The sequence below is a fragment of the Streptomyces luteosporeus genome, assembly GCF_039532865.1.
In the GTDB taxonomy this organism is placed as follows: Bacteria; Actinomycetota; Actinomycetes; order Streptomycetales; family Streptomycetaceae; genus Streptomyces; species Streptomyces luteosporeus.
On the sequence record NZ_BAAASL010000005.1, the window covers coordinates 154,025 to 173,628 of the forward strand.

Here is a 19,604-nt window from a genome sequence, read left to right on the forward strand (position 1 = left end):
CGGTGTGCGGACCGGGGGGCCTTACAGGCCCACGGCCTTCTTCAGGGCGTCCACGCGGTCGGTGCGCTCCCAGGTGAAGTCCGGCAGCTCACGGCCGAAGTGGCCGTAGGCGGCGGTCTGGGCGTAGATCGGGCGGAGCAGGTCGAGGTCGCGGATGATCGCGGCCGGGCGGAGGTCGAAGACCTCGGCGACGGCGTTCTCGATCTTCTCGGTGTCGACCGTGTTGGTGCCGAAGGTCTCGACGAACAGACCGACGGGCTCGGCCTTGCCGATGGCGTAGGCGACCTGGACCTCGCAGCGGGCGGCCAGGCCCGCGGCGACGACGTTCTTGGCGACCCAGCGCATGGCGTAGGCGGCCGAGCGGTCGACCTTGGACGGGTCCTTGCCGGAGAAGGCGCCGCCGCCGTGGCGGGACATGCCGCCGTAGGTGTCGATGATGATCTTGCGGCCGGTCAGGCCGGCGTCGCCCATCGGGCCGCCGATCTCGAAGCGGCCGGTGGGGTTGACCAGCAGGCGGTAGCCGTCGGTGTCCAGCTTGATGCCGTCCTCGACGAGCTCCTTGAGGACGTGCTCGACGACGTACTCGCGGATGTCGGGGGCCAGCAGCGAGTCCAGGTCGATGTCGGACGCGTGCTGGGAGGAGACGACCACGGTGTCCAGGCGGACGGCCTTGTGGCCGTCGTACTCGATGGTCACCTGGGTCTTGCCGTCGGGGCGCAGGTAGGGGATGGTCCCGTTCTTGCGGACCTCGGTCAGGCGGCGCGAGAGGCGGTGGGCCAGCTCGATGGGCAGCGGCATGAGGTTCGGCGTCTCGTCGCAGGCGAAGCCGAACATCAGGCCCTGGTCGCCCGCGCCCTGGCGGTCGAGCTCGTCCTCGTCGCCCTCGACACGGGTCTCGTACGCCGTGTCGACGCCCTGGGCGATGTCCGGCGACTGGGCGCCGATGGAGACGGAGACGCCGCAGGAAGCGCCGTCGAAGCCCTTCTTGGAGGAGTCGTAACCGATCTCGAGGATCTTGTTGCGCACGAGCGAGGCGATCGGCGCGTAGGCCTTGGTGGTCACCTCGCCGGCCACGTGCACCAGGCCGGTGGTGATCAGGGTCTCGACGGCGACACGCGAGGTCGGGTCCTCCTTGAGGAGGGCGTCGAGAATGGAATCGCTGATCTGGTCGGCGATCTTGTCGGGGTGACCCTCGGTCACGGACTCCGAGGTGAACAGGCGGCGGGACACATCGCTCCCTGGGGTTGCAGCGGCTGCTGGCTGATCATTGACGGACCCGGCCGAGAGCTGCGCTCGACTCGGATCCGGTGCCAGTTTATCCGGCGTTCTCGTCCTGCGGGCCTCCCCTGCCGCATGGTGAACGCCGCAGGCTGTGACTCCCGTCACCGAAGCGTCATACGGGAGTCAGGCGAGGCGAGGGGCGACCAGGTCCCAGACGACGTCCGCGAGGGCTTCCTTCGGGCCGTAGGGAACGGGGGTCTCCGTGCCGTCGGAGGCCAGGACGACGGCCTCGTTGGTCTCCGAGCCGAAGGTCTTGCGCTCGCCCACCTCGTTGACGACCAGCAGGTCGCAGCCCTTGCGGGCGAGCTTGGCGCGGCCGTTGGCCAGCACGTCGTCGGTCTCGGCGGCGAAGCCGACGACGACCTGGCCGGGGCGGGCCCGCTCGGCGGAGAGCTCGGCGAGGACGTCGGGGTTGCGCACCAGGGCGACGGGCTCGGGCTCCTGCCCCTCCCGCTTCTTGATCTTGCCCTCGGCGTACCGGGCCGGCCGGAAGTCGGCGACGGCGGCGGCCATGACCACGGCGTCCGCGTCGGCGGCGGCCTTCAGGACGGCCTCCCGCAGCTGGACGGCGGTGCCCACGTGCACCACGTCGGCGCCGGCGGGGTCGGGCAGCTCGCTGTTGGCGGCGACGAGGGTGACCCGGGCGCCGCGGGCCACGGCGGTGCGGGCGAGGGCGTAGCCCTGCTTGCCGGAGGAACGGTTCCCCAGGAAGCGGACGGGGTCCAGCGGCTCGCGGGTGCCGCCGGCGCTCACCACGACGTGCCGCCCCGCGAGATCGGCGGGCGTGCCGGCGCCGCGGGCCAGCACCCTGCGGCAGACCTCGAAGATCTCCTCCGGGTCGGGCAGCCGGCCCTTGCCGGTGTCGACGCCGGTCAGCCGGCCGACGGCGGGCTCGATGACGATCGCGCCGCGCCGGCGCAGGGTCGCCACGTTCTCCTGGGTGGCCGCGTTCTCCCACATCTCGGTGTGCATGGCCGGGGCGAACACGACGGGGCAGCGCGCGGTGAGCAGCGTGTTGGTCAGCAGGTCGTCGGCCAGGCCGTGGGCGGCCTTGGCGAGCATGTCGGCGGTGGCGGGCGCGACGACGACGAGGTCGGCCTGCTGCCCGATCCGCACGTGCGGCACCTCGTGGACGCTCTCCCACACGCGGGTGCCGGCCGGGTGCCCGGACAGCGCCGCCCAGGTGGCCTCGCCGACGAAGTGCAGGGCCGACTCGGTGGGCACGACACGGACGTCGTGCCCGGACTCGGTCAGCCGTCGCAGCAGCTCGCACGCCTTGTAGGCGGCGATGCCACCGCTGACCCCCAGGACGACCTTGGGCTTCTCCATCGCTCTCGCTTCTCCCCGCGCTCGCGTACGCAAACCGTGCAGACCCATGACACACCAAGGGCCCGGCAGTCGCGCTGCCGGGCCCTTGATACGGAAACTCTCGTTCCTCAGGCCGCCGGGGTGTCGACGGCCTCGGAGGTCAGCAGGCCCGCGTTGATCTCGCGGAGCGCGATGGAGAGCGGCTTCTCGTGGACGTGGGTGTCCACCAGCGGGCCGACGTACTCCAGCAGGCCCTCGCCGAGCTGCGAGTAGTACGCGTTGATCTGGCGCGCGCGCTTGGCGGCGTAGATCACGAGGCTGTACTTCGAGTCGGTCGCCTCGAGCAGCTCATCAATCGGCGGGTTGATGATGCCCTCGGGCGCGGTGATGGAAGAGGACACTCTCTGCCTTCCGAAGGGGGGTGAAGAAAGATGTTCAGCGCAGCAAGGCTAGCAGCTCGCGTGCGACATCCTCGACCGAGGTGTTGACGAGCGTGGTGTCGAACTCCGACTCCGCCGCCAGCTCGATCCGGGCCGCGGCCAGCCGGCGCTCGATCACCTCGGGCGACTCGGTGCCCCGGCCGGTGAGCCGGCGCACCAGCTCGTCCCAGCTCGGCGGCGCGAGGAAGACCAGCCGGGCCTCCGGCATGGTCTCGCGGACCTGCCGGGCGCCCTGCAGGTCGATCTCCAGCAGCACCGGCTCGCCCGCCTCCAGGCGGTCGAGCACGGCCCCCCGCGGAGTGCCGTAGCGGTTGCCCGCGAACTCGGCCCACTCCAGCAGCTCGCCATTGGCGATGAGCTTGTCGAACTGCTCGTCGTCGACGAAGAAGTACTGGACCCCGTCCTGCTCGCCGGGCCGCGGCTTGCGGGTGGTGCAGGACACCGAGAGCCAGACCTCGGGGTGGGCCTTGCGCATGTGGGCGACGACCGTGCTCTTGCCGACCCCGGAGGGGCCGGAGAGCACGGTCAGCCGCGGTCGTCTGGCCGGGGGCACCGGGGAGGACCCCCGGGAGACTGCAGTACTCATGCAGCGATTATCCCGGTTCCCGGGAGTGCCTGGGAACGCCGGGCCGCCCGGCGGCGAGTGATGATCAGGCCTTGGAGCCGAACTCCCGCTCCAGGGAGGCGATCTGGTTCGAACCGAGACCGCGCACCCGGCGGCTCTCGGAGATGCCCAGCCGCTCCATGATCTGCTTGGCCCGGACCTTGCCCACACCGGGCAGGGACTCCAGCAGGGCACTGACCTTCATCTTGCCGATGACTTCGTTCTTCTGGCCCTGCTCGATGACCTCGTGCAGCGAGGCGCCGGAGTGCTTGAGTCGATTCTTGACCTCGGCGCGCTCCCGGCGAGCCGCGGCGGCCTTTTCGAGCGCGGCTGCGCGCTGTTCAGGGGTAAGGGGCGGAAGAGCCACGCCTACGTCACCTCGGATGTCGAACTGTCGGATTACGGACCGGTGAGGAACCTAGTCGGCCCACACCTGGGGAGCAACGAGCAACGCGCTTGCACGTTCGCTCTCGTCGGAGACTAGCGGCCGTTGCCGCTCCAGTCAGCGAGAACAAGCGAAAAGTCCAGGTCAGAGTCGCTCGACCGGGACTTTTCCGGACATAATGACCGACTTTTTCCGCAGGTGGCGCCCGCGCGCTCCCCCCGCGGACGTCCTAGGAGCCCACCGCCTCGCGCACCTCGGCGGCGAACCGGGCGGCGCTCTCGCGCAGTGCCCCCACGGCCGGGCCGTGCCGCAGCACCCCCCGGCTGACGTTGGGCACGACGTCCCGCACGGCCGCCCCGAAGACCTTGGGCAGATCCGCCGCGGTGGCGCCCTGCGCACCGATGCCGGGGGCCAGGAGCGGCCCGTTGATGGCCAGATCCGCACGGGCGGCCCCGGCCGAGGAGCCCAGCGTGGCCCCCACGACGGCCCCGTACGAGCCCATGGGCGCCGCACCGGCGTTCTCGGCCCGCAGGTGGTCCAGCATCGTCGCGGCGATCGTGGTGCCGTCCTCGCGCACCGCGTGCTGCACCTCGGCGCCCTCCGGGTTGGAGGTCAGGGCGAGCACGAAGACGCCCGTGCCGCTCTCGCGCGCCAGGTCCAGCGCGGGGCGCAGCGAGCCGTAGCCGAGGTACGGGCTGACGGTGACGGCGTCGGAGAACAGCGGGGAGGCGGGGTCGAGGTAGGTGGCGGCGTAGGCGGCCATCGTGGAGCCGATGTCGCCGCGCTTGGCGTCCATCAGCACCAGGGCGCCGGCGGCCCGGGAGTCGGCCACGGCGCGCTCCAGGACGGCGATGCCGCGGGAGCCGAAGCGCTCGAAGAAGGCGGACTGCGGCTTGAGGACGGCGACGCGGTCGGCCAGGGCCTCCACCACGGTGTGCGTGAAGCGCTCCAGGCCGGCGATGTCGTCGTTCAGGCCCCAGTCGGCCAGGAGGGAGGCGTGCGGGTCGATGCCGACGCACAGCGGGCCGCGCTCGTCCATGGCGCGGCGCAGGCGGGCGCCGAAGGGTGCGGGGGTGGTCGTCATGCGGTCACCTTCTTGTGGTCGGCGCCCACGGCCTCGGCGAGGGTGGCGTAGGGGCTGGCGGCCAGGCGCTCGGCCAGGCCCTTGTGGATCCTGCGGCACCAGAAGGGGCCCTCGTAGATGAAGGCGCTGTAGCCCTGGACCAGCGTGGCGCCCGCCAGGATGCGCTCCCAGGCGTCGTCGGCGGTGGTGATGCCGCCCACGCCGACGAGGGTGATCCGGTCGCCCACACGGGCGTACAGGCGGCGCAGGACCTCCAGCGAGCGCTCCTTCAGGGGCGCACCGGACAGGCCGCCCGCGCCGATGGCCTCGACGGTGCGGGCGGGGGTGACGAGGCCCAGGCCCTCGCGGGCGATGGTGGTGTTGGTGGCGATGATGCCGTCGAGGCCGAGCTCGACGGCGAGGTCGGCGACGGCGTCGACGTCCTCGTCGGCCAGGTCGGGGGCGATCTTGACCAGGAGCGGGACGCGACGGGTGGTGACCGTGCGGTCGGCGGCCTCGCGCACGGCCGCGAGCAGCGGGCGCAGGTGGTCGACGGCCTGGAGGTTGCGCAGGCCGGGCGTGTTGGGCGAGGAGACGTTGACGACGAGGTAGTCGGCGTGGGCGGCCAGGCGCTCGGTGGAGGCGACGTAGTCGGCGACGGCCTCCGCCTCCGGCACGATCTTGGTCTTGCCGATGTTGACGCCGACGGTGGTGCGGAAGACTTCCCTGCGCCCGGCCAGGCGCTCCGCGACGGCGGCCGAGCCGTCGTTGTTGAAGCCCATGCGGTTGATCAGCGCCCGGTCGGCGACCAGCCGGAAGAGGCGCTTCTTGGGGTTGCCGGGCTGCGGCTGGGCGGTGACGGTGCCGATCTCGACGTGGTCGAAGCCGAGCATGGCCATGCCGTCGACGGCGGCGGCGTTCTTGTCGAAGCCGGCGGCCAGGCCGAAGGGGCCGTGCATGCGCAGGCCGAGGGCCTCGGTGCGCAGGCTCTTGTGGCGGGGGGCGAGGACGGCGGCGGCGAAGGTGCGCAGGACGGGGATGCGGGCCAGCGCCCGGATCCAGCCGAAGGCGAGGTGGTGGGCCCGCTCGGGGTCCATGCGCTTGAAGATCAGGTCGAAGAAGAGGCGGTACATGGCGGGCCTTCCGTGGCGCGGGGCGCTTCCTTGGCGGGGTGCGGGCGGGGCGCATGCCGAGGGGGACACCGCCTGCGGTGTCCCCCTCGGCCGGGCGGCCTACGCCTCGCGTGCGGCGGTCAGCCGCTGCGCGTGCTCCTGCAGCGAGCGGACGCCCACCTCGCCGCGGGTCAGGGCGTCGATGCCCTGGACGGCGGCCGCGGCCGCCTGGACCGTGGTCAGGCAGGGCACCGCCCGGGCGACGGCGGCGGTGCGGATCTCGTAGCCGTCGAGGCGGCCGCCGGTGCCGTAGGGCGTGTTGACGATGAGGTCGACCTCGCCGTCGTGGATGAGCTGGACGATCGTCCGCTCGCCGCCGGGGCCCTCGCCCTCGGACTGCTTGCGCACCACGGTGGCGTTGATGCCGTTGCGGCGCAGCACCTCGGCGGTGCCGGAGGTGGCGAGCAGCTCGAAGCCGTGGGCGACCAGCTCGCGGGCCGGGAAGATGATCGAGCGCTTGTCGCGGTTGGCCACCGAGACGAAGGCCCGGCCCTTGGTGGGCAGCGCGCCGTAGGCGCCGGCCTGCGACTTGGCGTAGGCGGTGCCGAAGACGTCGTCGATGCCCATGACCTCGCCGGTGGAGCGCATCTCCGGGCCGAGGACGGTGTCCACGCCGCGGCCGGCGGTGTCACGGAAGCGCGACCACGGCATCACGGCCTCCTTGACGGAGATCGGCGCGTCCAGCGGCAGGGTGCCGCCGTCGCCCTCCTTGGGCAGCATGCCCTCGGCGCGCAGCTCGGCGACGGTCGCGCCGAGCGAGATGCGGGCGGCGGCCTTGGCCAGCGGCACGGCGGTCGCCTTGGAGGTGAAGGGGACCGTGCGGGAGGCGCGCGGGTTGGCCTCCAGGACGTAGAGGATGTCCCCGGCCATGGCGAACTGGATGTTGATCAGGCCGCGCACGCCCACGCCCTTGGCGATGGCCTCGGTGGAGGCGCGCAGGCGCTTGATGTCGTAGCCGCCCAGGGTCATCGGCGGCAGGGCGCACGCGGAGTCGCCGGAGTGGATGCCGGCCTCCTCGATGTGCTCCATGACGCCGCCGAGGTAGAGCTCCTGGCCGTCGTAGAGCGCGTCGACGTCGATCTCGATGGCGTCGTCGAGGAAGCGGTCGATGAGCACCGGGTGCTCGGAGATCAGACCTGCGTGGCGCTCCAGGTAGCCGGCGAGGGAGGGCTCGTCGTAGACGATCTCCATGCCGCGGCCGCCGAGGACGTAGGAGGGGCGGACCATGACCGGGTAGCCGATCTCGGCGGCGATGGCCTTGGCCTCCTCGAAGGAGAAGGCGGTGCCGTACTTGGGCGCGGGCAGGCCGGCCTCGGTCAGCACGCGGCCGAAGGCGCCGCGCTCCTCGGCGAGGTCGATGGCCTCGGGCGAGGTGCCGACGATCGGCACGCCGTTGTCCTTCAGGGCCTGGGCCAGGCCCAGCGGGGTCTGGCCGCCGAGCTGGACGACGACACCGGCGACGGGGCCGGCCTGCATCTCGGCGTGGACGACCTCCAGGACGTCCTCCAGGGTGAGCGGCTCGAAGTAGAGCCGGTCGGAGGTGTCGTAGTCGGTGGAGACGGTCTCGGGGTTGCAGTTGACCATCACGGTCTCGTAGCCGGCGTCGCTCAGGGCGAAGGAGGCGTGGACGCAGGAGTAGTCGAACTCGATGCCCTGGCCGATGCGGTTCGGGCCGGAGCCCAGGATGATCACCGCGGGCTTCTCGCGGGGCGCGACCTCGCTCTCCTCGTCGTAGGAGGAGTAGAAGTACGGGGTCTTCGCGGCGAACTCGGCGGCGCAGGTGTCGACGGTCTTGTAGACCGGGCGGACGCCGAGGGAGCGGCGGACCTCGCGGACGACGTCCTCGCGCAGGCCGCGGATGGCCCCGATCTGGGCGTCGGAGAAGCCGTGCCGCTTGGCCTCGGCCAGCAGCTCGGGCTCCAGGCGCTCGGCGGCGGCGAGCTCGTCGGCGATCTCCTTGATCAGGAAGAGCTGGTCGACGAACCAGGGGTCGATCTTCGTCGCCTCGAAGACCTCCTCCGGCGTGGCGCCGGCGCGGATGGCGTCCATGACGGTGTTGATGCGGCCGTCGGTGGGGCGCACGGCCTTGGCCAGCAGCTCGTCCTTGTCGCCGACGGGGGTGACGAAGTCGAACTGGGAGCCCTTCTTCTCCAGCGAGCGCAGGGCCTTCTGCAGGGCCTCGGTGAAGTTGCGGCCGATGGCCATGGCCTCGCCGACGGACTTCATGGTCGTCGTGAGGGTGGCGTCGGCGGCCGGGAACTTCTCGAACGCGAAGCGGGGGGCCTTGACCACGACGTAGTCGAGCGTGGGCTCGAAGGACGCCGGGGTCTGCTCGGTGATGTCGTTGGGGATCTCGTCGAGCGTGTAGCCGACGGCCAGCCGCGCGGCGATCTTCGCGATCGGGAAGCCGGTGGCCTTGGAGGCGAGCGCGGAGGAGCGCGAGACGCGCGGGTTCATCTCGATGACGATGACCCGGCCGTCGACGGGGTTGACCGCGAACTGGATGTTGCAGCCGCCGGTGTCGACGCCCACCTCGCGGATGATCGCGATGCCGACGTCGCGCAGGATCTGGTACTCGCGGTCGGTGAGCGTCATCGCCGGGGCGACGGTGATGGAGTCACCGGTGTGCACGCCCATGGGGTCGAAGTTCTCGATGGAGCAGACGACCACGACGTTGTCGTTCTTGTCGCGCATCAGCTCCAGCTCGTACTCCTTCCAGCCGAGGATGGACTCCTCCAGGAGCACCTCGGTGGTCGGGGAGAGCGCGAGGCCCTGGCCCGCGATGCGGCGCAGCTCGTCCTCGTCGTGGGCGAAGCCGGAGCCGGCGCCGCCCATGGTGAAGGAGGGGCGGACCACGACCGGGTAGCCGCCGAGCGTCTCGACGCCCGCGAGCACCTCGTCCATGGTGTGGCAGATGACCGAGCGGGCGGACTCGCCGTGGCCGATCTTGGCGTTGACGGCCTCGACGACGCCCTTGAACAGGTCGCGGTCCTCGCCCTTGTGGATGGCCTCGACGTTGGCGCCGATCAGCTCCACGCCGTACTTCTCCAGCACGCCGTTCTCGTGCATGGAGATGGCGGTGTTCAGCGCGGTCTGGCCGCCGAGGGTGGGCAGGAGGGCGTCGGGGCGCTCCTTGGCGATGATCTTCTCGACGAACTCCGGGGTGATCGGCTCGACGTAGGTGGCGTCGGCGATCTCCGGGTCGGTCATGATCGTGGCCGGGTTGGAGTTGACGAGGATGACCCGCAGGCCCTCGGACTTCAGGACGCGGCAGGCCTGGGTGCCGGAGTAGTCGAACTCCGCGGCCTGGCCGATGACGATCGGGCCGGAGCCGATGACCAGAACGGACTGGATGTCGGTGCGCTTAGGCACGCTGGCCCTCCATCAGGGTCACGAAGCGGTCGAAGAGGTACGCGGCGTCGTGCGGGCCCGCGGCCGCCTCGGGGTGGTACTGGACGCTGAACGCCGGCTGGTCGAGGAGCTGGAGACCCTCCACCACGTTGTCGTTGAGACAGACGTGGGAGACCTCGACGCGGCCGTACGGCGTGTCGGTCGCGCCGTCGAGCGGGGCGTCGACGGCGAAGCCGTGGTTGTGGGCGGTGACCTCGACCTTGCCGGTCGTGCGGTCCTGCACGGGCTGGTTGATGCCGCGGTGGCCGTACTTCAGCTTGTAGGTGCCGAAGCCGAGCGCGCGCCCGAGGATCTGGTTGCCGAAGCAGATGCCGAACAGCGGGGTCTTCCGGGAGAGGACCTCGCGCATCACCGAGACGGGGTGGTCGGCGGTGGCGGGGTCGCCGGGGCCGTTGGAGAAGAACACGCCGTCCGGGTTCACCGCGTAGACGTCCTCGACGGTGGCGGTGGCGGGCAGGACGTGGACCTCTATGCCGCGCTCGGCCATCCGCTGCGGGGTCATGCCCTTGATGCCGAGGTCGACGGCGGCGACGGTGAAACGCTTCTCCCCGATCGCGGGGACCACGTAGGCCTCCTTGGTGGCGACCTCGGCGGACAGGTCGGCGCCCTTCATCTGCGGGGCGGCCTGCACCTGGGCGAGCATCGCGGCCTCGTCGGCGACCGCGTCACCGGAGAAGATGCCCACCCGCATCGCACCGCGCTCGCGCAGGTGGCGGGTCAGGGCGCGGGTGTCGATGCCGCTGATGCCGACGACGCCCTGGCGCTCCAGCTCCTCGTCCAGGGAGCGGCGCGAGCGCCAGTTGGACGGCAGGCGGGCGGGGTCGCGCACGACGTAGCCGGCCACCCAGATGCGGGCGGACTCCGGGTCCTCGTCGTTGACGCCGGTGTTGCCGACGTGCGGGGCCGTCATGACGACGACCTGGCGGTGGTAGGAGGGGTCGGTCAGGGTCTCCTGGTAGCCGGTCATGCCGGTGGAGAACACCGCCTCGCCGAAGGTGGCGCCGACGGCGCCGTAGGCGCGGCCGCGGAACGTACGGCCGTCCTCCAGGACGAGTACGGCGGGGATCTTGCCGGTCCCCCTGGTGGAGGTCGTCATCGTGCGCCTTCCGTAGTGCTGTTCTTGGTGCTGATCGCCTCGACCCAGGCGGCGTGCTCGGCCGCGTGGTCGGAGCGGAAGCCGGAGTCGAGGGTCGTGCCGCCGTGCTCCCAGGTGATCACCAGCAGGCCGCCCTCGGTGAGGACCTTGCCGGCGATGCCCTTGTCCAGGCGGGCGCCGCGCAGGGCGGTCGCGGGGATGAAGAAGTCCGCCGTGCCCGGCCGGACGACGCTCACGCCCTGCTCGGTGAGGGTGAGCTCGGCCCGGCTGCGGGTGCCCAGGCCGTGCGCCACGATGCGGTCGAGCCACTGGCCGGCGGTGGTGGAGCCGTGGTAGCGGCCGCTCATCCGCAGCTCGGGCTCGCCCGGGTCGGCGGGTGCGGCCGGCAGCTCGGGCAGGTCGCCCTGGAGCGTGCCGCGCCACTTCCAGCCCTCGCGCATCAGCCAGTAGACCAGCGCGATGAAGAGCAGCAGCCCGACGACCCAGCCGATGCGCGCGGCCCAGTCGGTGACGGCGGCAGACTTCTCCTCGGCCGCCAGATTGATCAGTGCAGGTGTCACGTGAGGTTCCCGTCCATGACCGTCGCCCGGCCCCGCAGGAAGGTGTGGGTGACGCGACCCGGCAGCTCGCGGCCCTCGTAGGGGGTGTTGCGGCTGCGGGAGGCGAAGCCCGCGGGGTCCACGACTCCACGGTAAGCGGAGTCGACCAGGGTGAGGTTGGCAGGCTCACCGGCGGCGATCGGCCGGCCGTGGCCGGCCAGCCGGCCGATGGCCGCGGGCTTGGCGGACATGCGCTCGGCGACGCCGGCCCAGTCCAGCAGGCCGGTGTCGACCATGGTGTGCTGCACGACCGACAGCGCGGTCTCCAGGCCCACCATGCCCATGGCGGCCGCGCCCCACTCGCAGTCCTTGTCCTCGTGCGGGTGCGGGGCGTGGTCGGTGGCGACGATGTCGATCGTCCCGTCGGCCAGCGCCTCGCGCAGGGCCAGCACGTCGCGCTCGGTGCGCAGCGGCGGGTTGACCTTGTAGACCGGGTTGTAGGAGCGCACGAGCTCGTCGGTCAGGAGCAGGTGGTGCGGGGTGACCTCGGCGGTGACGTCGATGCCGCGGGACTTGGCCCAGCGGACGATCTCCACGGAGCCGGCCGTGGACAGGTGGCAGATGTGCACCCGGGAGCCGACGTGCTCGGCGAGCAGGACGTCCCGGGCGATGATCGACTCCTCGGCGACGGCGGGCCAGCCGCCCAGGCCCAGCTCCGCGGAGACGACGCCCTCGTTCATCTGGGCGCCCTCGGTCAGGCGCGGCTCCTGGGCGTGCTGGGCGACGACGCCGCCGAAGGCCTTCACGTACTCCAGCGCCCGGCGCATGATCACGGCGTCGTCGACGCACTTGCCGTCGTCGGAGAAGACCTTCACCCCGGCGGCGGAGTCGTGCATGGCGCCGAGCTCGGCGAGCTTCTTGCCCTCCAGGCCGACGGTGACGGCGCCGATGGGCTGGACGTCGCAGTAGCCGGACTCCTTGCCCAGGCGCCAGACCTGCTCGACGACGCCGGCGGTGTCGGCGACGGGGAAGGTGTTGGCCATGGCGAAGACGGCGGTGTAGCCGCCGGACGCGGCGGCGCGGGTGCCGGTCAGGACGGTCTCGGAGTCCTCGCGGCCGGGCTCGCGCAGGTGGGTGTGCAGGTCGACCAGGCCGGGCAGCAGGATCCGGCCGCCGGCCTCGATCACCTGGGCGCCGTCGGGGGCCACGAGACCGGTGCCCACCTCGGCGATGGTCTCGCCGTCGATCAGCACGTCCTGCGGCTCACCGCCGAGGACCTTCGCACCACGGATCAGGATCTTGGTCATTACTTGTTCTCCTCGGTGCGGTGGTTCGTGGTGACGGCCGGCTCGGAGCCGCCCAGCAGCAGGTACAGGACGGCCATGCGGATGCTGACGCCGTTGGCCACCTGCTCAACAGCGGTGCAGCGCGGGGAGTCGGCGACCTCGGCGGTGATCTCCATGCCGCGGTTCATCGGGCCGGGGTGCATGACGATGGCGTCCTCGGGCATCCGCGCCATCCGGTCGCCGTCCAGCCCGTAGCGGCGGGCGTACTCGCGCTCGGTGGGGAAGAACGCGGCGTTCATGCGCTCGCGCTGGACGCGCAGCATCATCACGGCGTCCGACTTCGGCAGCACTGCGTCCAGGTCGTAGGAGACCTCGCAGGGCCAGGTCCCGACGCCGATGGGCACGAGGGTGGGCGGGGCGACCAGGGTGACCTCGGCGCCGAGGGTGTGCAGCAGGTGGACGTTGGAGCGGGCCACGCGGCTGTGCAGCACGTCGCCGACGATCGTGATCCGGCGCCCGGCCAGGTCGCGGCCCATGCCGGCGTCCGGGCCGACCAGGCGGCGGCGCATGGTGAAGGCGTCCAGCAGGGCCTGGGTGGGGTGCTCGTGGGTGCCGTCGCCGGCGTTGACGACCGAGCCGCCGATCCAGCCGGAGGTGGCCAGGCGGTGCGGGGCGCCGGAGTCGTGGTGGCGGATGACGACAGCGTCGGCACCCATGGCCTCCAGCGTCAGGGCGGTGTCCTTCAGGGACTCGCCCTTGGAGACCGAGGAGCCCTTGGCGGAGAAATTGATGACGTCGGCGGACAGCCGCTTGGCGGCCGCCTCGAACGAGATGCGGGTGCGGGTGGAGTCCTCGAAGAAGAGGTTGACGACGGTGCGGCCGCGCAGGGTCGGCAGCTTCTTGATGGGCCGGTCGGCGACCCGGGCCATCTCCTCGGCGGTGTCGAGGATCAGGACGGCGTCGTCACGGGTGAGGTCGGCGGCCGAGGTCAGATGGCGCTGCATCCGGGTGCTCCGTGGGTGGGGAGGTGTGCGGGGGTGCGGACGGGCATGCCGCGGCGACGGGCCCGGGCACAGGGGTGCACGGGTCCGCGGGGGTGTGGCGTCACTGCCCGTCGGCGGGCTGTTCCGGGCCGGCGCCGAGGAGCACGCTGTCGCGGCCGTCCTCCTCGGTGAGCTGGACCTTGACCGTCTCCCGCAGCGAGGTAGGGAGGTTCTTGCCGACGTAGTCGGCACGGATCGGCAGCTCACGGTGGCCGCGGTCGACGAGGACGGCGAGCTGGACCGCGCGGGGGCGGCCGATGTCGTTCATCGCGTCGAGGGCGGCCCGGATGGTGCGTCCGGAGAAGAGCACGTCGTCGACGAGGATCACCAGGCGGCCGTCGATGCCCTCGCCGGGGATCTCGGTGCGTGCGAGCGCACGGGCGGGGCGCAGCCGCAGGTCGTCGCGGTACATGGTGATGTCGAGGGAGCCGACCGGGATCTTGGATCCGGTGATGTCCTCGAGCTTGGCGGCCAGCCGGCGGGCGAGGGAAACGCCGCGGGTGGGAATGCCGAGGAGTACGACGTCGTCGGCGCCCTTGGCGCGTTCGACGATCTCGTGCGCGATACGGGTGAGGACCCGTGCGATGTCCGGTGCTTCCAGCACGGGACGTGCGCTGTTCATTGCGTCCATGCGAAACGGACCTCCTTCTCCGCCTCACGGGACGGACTTTAAAGGACGTCGGGTTTACGGATTCACCGTACCAGGAGTAGCGACGGGCGGCCGACCCACCCCTGACGGCCGAGGGTATGGCTCATTCGGCTTGACGAACCGAGATTACGCTGCGTAACCTCACAGTGAGTTACCAGACACGCGGCAGTCGCAGAGGATGCGCCGCTCGTCGTTACAGCGTCCGGGGAGCTTTATGTCCAGCGAATACGCCAAACAGCTCGGGGCCAAGCTCCGCGCCATCCGCACCCAGCAGGGCCTCTCCCTCCATGGCGTCGAGGAGAAGTCCCAGGGTCGCTGGAAGGCCGTGGTAGTGGGCTCGTACGAGCGCGGCGACCGTGCCGTGACCGTGCAGCGTCTTGCCGAGCTGGCCGACTTCTACGGCGTGCCCGTGCAGGAGCTGCTGCCCGGCACCACGCCCGGCGGCGCCGCCGAGCCCCCGCCGAAGCTGGTCCTGGACCTGGAGCGGCTCGCCCACGTCCCGGCCGAGAAGGCGGGCCCCCTGCAGCGTTACGCCGCCACGATCCAGAGCCAGCGCGGCGACTACAACGGCAAGGTGCTCTCGATCCGCCAGGACGACCTGCGCACCCTTGCCGTGATCTACGACCAGTCGCCCTCGGTGCTCACCGAGCAGCTGATCAGCTGGGGCGTGCTCGACGCCGATGCGCGTCGCGCCGTCCAGCACGAGGACGCCTGATCCCCAGCCCGGTCTCCGGCTTCTCATAAGACACACCAACGCCGTGGGGCGGGAAACCATCCGGTTTCCCGCCCCACGGCGTTGGTCTGTGTGCGGTGTGGGCGCCGGTCAGCTGCCCTCGCGCCGCAGGCTCGGCTTGAGCTCCTTGAAGCGGCCGAGGAGACCGTTGACGAAGGCGGGCGATTCGTCGGTCGAGAACTCCTTGGCGAGCTGCACGGCCTCGTCGATCGCCACCGCGTCCGGGGTCTCGTCCTCCCAGATCAGCTCGTACGCGCCGAGCCGCACGATGCTGCGGTCCGCGGCCGGCATCCGGTCCAGGTCCCAGTCGATCGCGTAGGTGGCGATCAGCTCGTCGATGCGGGGGGCGCGCTCGGCGTACCCCTCGACCAGCTGCATCGTGTACGGGTTGACCGGCGGCTGGCGGTCGTCGGACCGCGCGTGCCGGATCCAGTCCGCGAGGACGTCCCGCACGGCGCTGCCCCGCTGGTCGGCCTCGAAGAGGATCTGGAAGGCGCGCTTACGGGCCTTGCTACGGGCGGACACGGTTAGCTGTTCACCCGGCCGAGGTAATCACCGGTACGGGTGTCCACCTTGATCTTCTCACCCGTGGTGATGAAGAGCGGAACCTGGATCTCGTAGCCGGTCTCCAGCGTGGCGGGCTTGGAGCCACCGGTGGAGCGGTCGCCCTGGACGCCCGGCTCGGTGTGCTGGATGGTCAGCTCGACGGCGGCGGGGAGCTCGACGTAGAGCACCTGGCCCTCGTTCTGCGCGACGACGGCCTCGAAGCCCTCGATCAGGAAGTTGGCGGCGTCACCGACGGTCTTGCGGTCGATGTGCAGCTGGTCGTACGTGTCCATGTCCATGAACACGAAGTAGTCGCCGTCCATGTACGAGAACTGCATACCGCGCTTGTCGACGTTGGCCGTCTCGACCTTGACGCCGGCGTTGAAGGTCTTGTCGACGACCTTGCCGGAGAGCACGTTCTTCAGCTTCGTACGGACGAAGGCGGGGCCCTTGCCGGGCTTGACGTGCTGGAACTCGACGACGGACCAGAGCTGGCCGCCTTCGAGCTTGAGCACCATGCCGTTCTTGAGGTCGTTCGTGGATGCCACGGTTGCGGAATCTCCTGGACTGGTGGAACCAGAAAGTGCGGTGCGCCCCGCTAGAGCGCGAGCAGCTCTTTGGTCGTGATGGTGAGTAGCTCGGGTCCGCCGTCCGCCTCGGGGCGGACGACGAGCGTGTCATCGATCCGGACGCCGCCCCGCCCCGGGAGGTGGACTCCCGGATCTACGGTGACCGGCACGCAAGCGTCCAGTTTACCCATGGCCGACGGTGCCAACCGAGGGTCCTCGTCGTTTTCGAGTCCCACGCCGTGGCCGATGCGGGGCCCCACGCGCTCCCCGTGGCCCGCGGCCTCCAGCACGGTGCGCGCCGCGCGGTCCACGTCCCGGTAGGCCGCGCCCGGCACCAGGGCCTCGCGGCCCGCGCGCTGGGCGGCGAAGACCTGCTCGTACAGCTCGATCTGCCAGTCCGCCGGCGAGGCACCGATGACGAACGTACGCGCGATCTCGCTCCGGTATCCACGATAGTCCGCCCCCAGGCAGACGCTCAGGAAGTCCCCCTCCTCCACCCTGCGGTCGGTGGGCACGTGGCCGCACCGCCCGGAGTGCGGGCCGCTGCCCACCGAGGTGGCGAAGGCCGCCCCGTCCGCGCCGTGGTCGATCAGCCGGCGCTCCAGCTCCAGCGCCAGGTGCCGCTCCGTGCGGCCCACCAGGATCGATTCCAGCAGCTCGCCGAGCGCCTGGTCGGCGATCTCCGCCGCGATGCGCAGGGCGGAGATCTCCTCGTCGTCCTTGACCACCCGCTGCTGCTCCACGGCCGGGCCCAGGTCCACCAGGCGCGTGCGGGCCGCCACCGAGACCACGGCGCGGTGCCGGGAGACGGTCAGGTGGTGCTCCTCCACGGCCAGCGAGCGCACCCCGGTCTCCACCGCCCGCTCGGCGGCGGCCACCGCCGGATCGCCCTCCGGCGAGGGCAGCACCAGGACGGGCAGGTCGTCGGCGGGCCGGCCGGCACCCGTGACGTCGGCGAACGGGTCCCCCGCGCACACCAGCACGTCGTGGCCGGGAACGAGGAGCAGCGCGGCGCCGGGCGGAGCACCGCCCGTCAGATACCGGACATTGGCGCCGCCGGTGACCAGGGCGGCCTCGCTGCCGCCCGCGGCACAGCGCTCGCGCAGCCGGGCGCGCCGGGCCGCGTACACCTCGGACATGCCTCCGAGCGTACGTTCGGCGGCGGCTTCCGGCTCCCCCAGCGCCTCCGGACGAGCGGTTACCAGGTGGTCAGCGCCCGGGCCACGACCTCGTCGATCAGGCGGGCCGTGGTGGCGACGTCCTGCTGCGAATTGTCGATGATCGGCAGCCCCGAGCCGTACCAGCCGGCCATGCGGCCGTGGATCCGGGCGACCTCCTCGTCGCCGAGGCGGCGGTTGCCGCTGCGCTCGGCATTGCGCTCCAGCACGACCTCCAGGCCCGGCAGCAGCACCACCGGCAGCAGGCCCGGGCCCACGTGCCGCTTCCAGCCGCCGAGGCCGACGGCGGGCCAGTCGGGGAAGACGGCGTCGTCGATGATGCAGGAGATGCCGTTGGCGAGGAAGTTGCGGGCGGCGAAGCCGCAGGTACGGCGGGCCAGGCGGTACTGCGCCTCCGAGTGCTCGTTCCAGCCCGACTGCGGGTCGGCGAAGCCGGAGCGCACCCACTCGCGGACGTCGTCCAGGCTGATGTGGGCCGTCGGCACCCGGCGGGTGTCCGCCCAGTACCGGGCGACGGTCGTCTTGCCCGCCCCGGCGGGCCCGATGAGCAGCACCGCCACGGCGGCGGTGGTCGCGTCCGCCGGCGGCACGGCCGGCATCGGCGGATGGGCGGGGGGCAACGGCGGCCCCACGGGCTGCTGCATCTCTGTGGCACGCTCCGTTTTCGTGCGGTGGTTCGTTTCCCGGGGCTCCGCCCCGGACCCCGGTCCTCAAAACGCCGGACGCGCTGTATTCAGCCCGTCCGGCGTTCGAGAACAACGAGTGCGTCAGGCAGCGAGTTCCTCCGCCAGCGCGCGCAGCGCGAGCCGGTAGGAGCCGATCCCGAACCCGGCCACCGTACCGCTCGCCACCGCCGCGATCACCGACGTGTGACGGAACTCCTCCCGGGCGTAGGGGTTCGAGATGTGCACCTCGATCAGCGGTGCCGTCCGCTGCGCCGCGGCGTCCCGCATCGCGTACGAATAGTGCGTGAAGGCCCCGGGATTGATGACCACCGGCAGGGAGCCGTCGGCCGCCTCGTGGAGCCAGCGCACGAGTTCGCCCTCGTCGTTGGTCTCGCGCACCTCGACCTCGAAGCCGAGCTCGGCGCCGAGGCGGGTGCACTCCTCGACGAGTCCCTTGTAGGACGTCGAGCCGTAGACGTCGGGTTCGCGGGAGCCGAGGCGGCCGAGGTTGGGGCCGTTGAGGACGAGAACACGGCGCGCGCTCACGCCGCGATCTCCGCGTGTGCGGCCAGCAGCATGGCCGGGTCCGGGCCCTCCAGCACGGTGGGCTTGGCCAGGCCGTCGAGGACGATGAAGCGCAGGCGGTCGCCGCGCGACTTCTTGTCGACCTTCATGGTCTCCAGCAGCCGGGGCCACTGGTCGCCGCGGTAGGTCACCGGCAGCCCGACGGACTCCAGGACCGCACGGTGCCGGTCGGCGGTCGCGTCGTCCAGGCGCCCGGCGATGCGGCCGAGCTCGGCGGCGAAGACCATGCCGACGGCCACGGCGGCGCCGTGGCGCCAGTTGTAGCGCTCGTTCTTCTCGATGGCGTGGGCGAGGGTGTGGCCGTAGTTGAGGATCTCGCGGCGGCCGGACTCCTTGAGGTCGCCGGAGACGACCTCGGCCTTCACCCGGATCGCCCGCTCGATGAGCTCGGCGGCGTGCGGGCCGTGCGGCGTGCGGGCGGCCTGCGGGTCGGCCTCGATGAGGTCGAGGATGACCGGGTCGGCGATGAAGCCGGCCTTGATGATCTCGGCGAGGCCGCTGACGTAGTCGTTGACGGGCAGCGACTCCAGCGCGGCCAGGTCGCACAGCACGCCGGCGGGCGGGTGGAAGGCACCGACGAGGTTCTTGCCCTCGGCGGTGTTGATGCCGGTCTTGCCGCCCACGGCGGCGTCGACCATGCCCAGAACGGTCGTCGGCACCGCGATCCAGCGCACGCCCCGCAGCCAGGTGGCGGCCACGAACCCGGCGAGGTCGGTGGTGGCGCCGCCGCCCACGCCGACGATGACGTCGGTGCGGGTGAACTTGGACTGGCCCAGCGCCTTCCAGCAGTAGGCGGCGACCTCGGCGGTCTTGGCCTCCTCGGCGTTGGGCAGCTGGATCGCGATCGTCTCGAAGCCCTGCGCGGCGAGGTCCTCGCGCAGCGCCTCGCCGGTGGCGGCGAGGGCTTCGGGGTGCAGCACGGCCACGCGCTTGGCCTGCGGCCCGATCAGGCCGGGCAGTTCACCGAGCAGCTGGTGGCCGACCAGGACCTCGTACGGGTCGGTGCCCGCGCTGCCGGCGACCTGGATGCGGGTGGGGGCGTCGGTCATGC

At 71.6% G+C, this 19,604-nt stretch carries 20 protein-coding genes; 1 reads left to right on the forward strand and 19 read right to left on the reverse strand.

The genetic code is table 11. The features are described 5' to 3' along the window. Window positions 1–21: 21 nt before the first annotated feature. The 13 genes from metK to pyrR all read right to left on the reverse strand — a co-directional run bounded on the left by metK (window position 22) and on the right by pyrR (window position 14,259). On the reverse strand, window positions 22–1,230 hold the full coding sequence (gene metK / locus ABD361_RS07840) for a methionine adenosyltransferase (protein ID WP_344434093.1): 1,209 nt from the start codon (window positions 1,228–1,230) through the stop codon (window positions 22–24). Window positions 1,231–1,404: 174 nt separating this feature from the next. Continuing rightward, window positions 1,405–2,610, reverse strand: coding sequence for a bifunctional phosphopantothenoylcysteine decarboxylase/phosphopantothenate--cysteine ligase CoaBC (gene coaBC, locus ABD361_RS07845; RefSeq protein ID WP_344434094.1), 1,206 nt, complete (start codon window positions 2,608–2,610; stop codon window positions 1,405–1,407). Window positions 2,611–2,717: 107 nt separating this feature from the next. After that, complete coding sequence (rpoZ, locus tag ABD361_RS07850) at window positions 2,718–2,990, reverse strand: DNA-directed RNA polymerase subunit omega (protein ID WP_344434095.1); 273 nt, start codon at window positions 2,988–2,990, stop codon at window positions 2,718–2,720. 34 nt (window positions 2,991–3,024) lie between these two features. Then, entirely contained in the window at window positions 3,025–3,615 is a 591-nt protein-coding gene (gmk, locus tag ABD361_RS07855) for a guanylate kinase (protein WP_344434096.1), read from the reverse strand. A 64-nt stretch (window positions 3,616–3,679) separates the two neighbouring features. Next, a complete protein-coding gene (locus ABD361_RS07860; protein WP_344434097.1) occupies window positions 3,680–4,000 on the reverse strand; it encodes an integration host factor in 321 nt (106 codons plus the stop codon). 247 nt (window positions 4,001–4,247) lie between these two features. Further along, the gene (pyrF, locus tag ABD361_RS07865; RefSeq protein ID WP_344434098.1) at window positions 4,248–5,102 is read right to left on the reverse strand and encodes an orotidine-5'-phosphate decarboxylase; all 855 of its coding nucleotides are present in this window, start codon (window positions 5,100–5,102) and stop codon (window positions 4,248–4,250) included. Beyond that, complete coding sequence (locus ABD361_RS07870; protein ID WP_344434099.1) at window positions 5,099–6,214, reverse strand: quinone-dependent dihydroorotate dehydrogenase; 1,116 nt, start codon at window positions 6,212–6,214, stop codon at window positions 5,099–5,101. The genes pyrF and ABD361_RS07870 overlap by 4 nt, the downstream gene beginning before the upstream one ends. A gap of 99 nt (window positions 6,215–6,313) precedes the next feature. Beyond that, complete coding sequence (carB, locus tag ABD361_RS07875) at window positions 6,314–9,625, reverse strand: carbamoyl-phosphate synthase large subunit (RefSeq protein ID WP_344434100.1); 3,312 nt, start codon at window positions 9,623–9,625, stop codon at window positions 6,314–6,316. Then, complete coding sequence (carA, locus tag ABD361_RS07880) at window positions 9,618–10,760, reverse strand: glutamine-hydrolyzing carbamoyl-phosphate synthase small subunit (protein WP_344434101.1); 1,143 nt, start codon at window positions 10,758–10,760, stop codon at window positions 9,618–9,620. The genes carB and carA overlap by 8 nt, the downstream gene beginning before the upstream one ends. Beyond that, the gene (locus ABD361_RS07885) at window positions 10,757–11,320 is read right to left on the reverse strand and encodes a PH-like domain-containing protein (RefSeq protein WP_344434102.1); all 564 of its coding nucleotides are present in this window, start codon (window positions 11,318–11,320) and stop codon (window positions 10,757–10,759) included. The genes carA and ABD361_RS07885 overlap by 4 nt, the downstream gene beginning before the upstream one ends. Further along, window positions 11,317–12,606, reverse strand: coding sequence for a dihydroorotase (locus ABD361_RS07890; protein ID WP_344434103.1), 1,290 nt, complete (start codon window positions 12,604–12,606; stop codon window positions 11,317–11,319). Before ABD361_RS07890 ends, ABD361_RS07885 begins: the two co-directional genes overlap by 4 nt. Continuing rightward, complete coding sequence (locus tag ABD361_RS07895) at window positions 12,606–13,589, reverse strand: aspartate carbamoyltransferase catalytic subunit (RefSeq protein WP_344434104.1); 984 nt, start codon at window positions 13,587–13,589, stop codon at window positions 12,606–12,608. Before ABD361_RS07895 ends, ABD361_RS07890 begins: the two co-directional genes overlap by 1 nt. A gap of 100 nt (window positions 13,590–13,689) precedes the next feature. Next, window positions 13,690–14,259: a bifunctional pyr operon transcriptional regulator/uracil phosphoribosyltransferase PyrR gene (gene pyrR / locus ABD361_RS07900; RefSeq protein WP_344434105.1), complete on the reverse strand. Its 570-nt coding sequence runs from the start codon at window positions 14,257–14,259 to the stop codon at window positions 13,690–13,692. 232 nt (window positions 14,260–14,491) lie between these two features. Here pyrR and bldD point away from each other — a divergent pair, with 232 nt between their 5' ends. Beyond that, a complete protein-coding gene (gene bldD, locus ABD361_RS07905) occupies window positions 14,492–14,992 on the forward strand; it encodes a transcriptional regulator BldD (RefSeq protein ID WP_004948690.1) in 501 nt (166 codons plus the stop codon). 108 nt (window positions 14,993–15,100) lie between these two features. On the opposite strand, the gene nusB is transcribed toward bldD, so the two are convergent. The 6 genes from nusB to aroB all read right to left on the reverse strand — a co-directional run bounded on the left by nusB (window position 15,101) and on the right by aroB (window position 19,602). Further along, window positions 15,101–15,535, reverse strand: a complete 435-nt coding sequence (gene nusB / locus ABD361_RS07910; RefSeq protein ID WP_344434106.1) for a transcription antitermination factor NusB — start codon at window positions 15,533–15,535, stop codon at window positions 15,101–15,103. Window positions 15,536–15,537: 2 nt separating this feature from the next. Next, the gene (gene efp, locus ABD361_RS07915) at window positions 15,538–16,104 is read right to left on the reverse strand and encodes an elongation factor P (protein WP_344434107.1); all 567 of its coding nucleotides are present in this window, start codon (window positions 16,102–16,104) and stop codon (window positions 15,538–15,540) included. Window positions 16,105–16,154: 50 nt separating this feature from the next. Then, window positions 16,155–17,264, reverse strand: coding sequence for a M24 family metallopeptidase (locus ABD361_RS07920; RefSeq protein WP_344434109.1), 1,110 nt, complete (start codon window positions 17,262–17,264; stop codon window positions 16,155–16,157). Window positions 17,265–17,323: 59 nt separating this feature from the next. Continuing rightward, window positions 17,324–17,947, reverse strand: a complete 624-nt coding sequence (locus tag ABD361_RS07925) for an AAA family ATPase (protein ID WP_344434110.1) — start codon at window positions 17,945–17,947, stop codon at window positions 17,324–17,326. 123 nt (window positions 17,948–18,070) lie between these two features. Then, entirely contained in the window at window positions 18,071–18,514 is a 444-nt protein-coding gene (aroQ, locus tag ABD361_RS07930; RefSeq protein WP_344434111.1) for a type II 3-dehydroquinate dehydratase, read from the reverse strand. Continuing rightward, window positions 18,511–19,602 (reverse strand): 3-dehydroquinate synthase, encoded by a 1,092-nt coding sequence (gene aroB, locus ABD361_RS07935; protein ID WP_344434112.1) that lies wholly within the window; start codon window positions 19,600–19,602, stop codon window positions 18,511–18,513. Before aroB ends, aroQ begins: the two co-directional genes overlap by 4 nt. Between the last annotated feature and the right edge of the window lie 2 nt (window positions 19,603–19,604).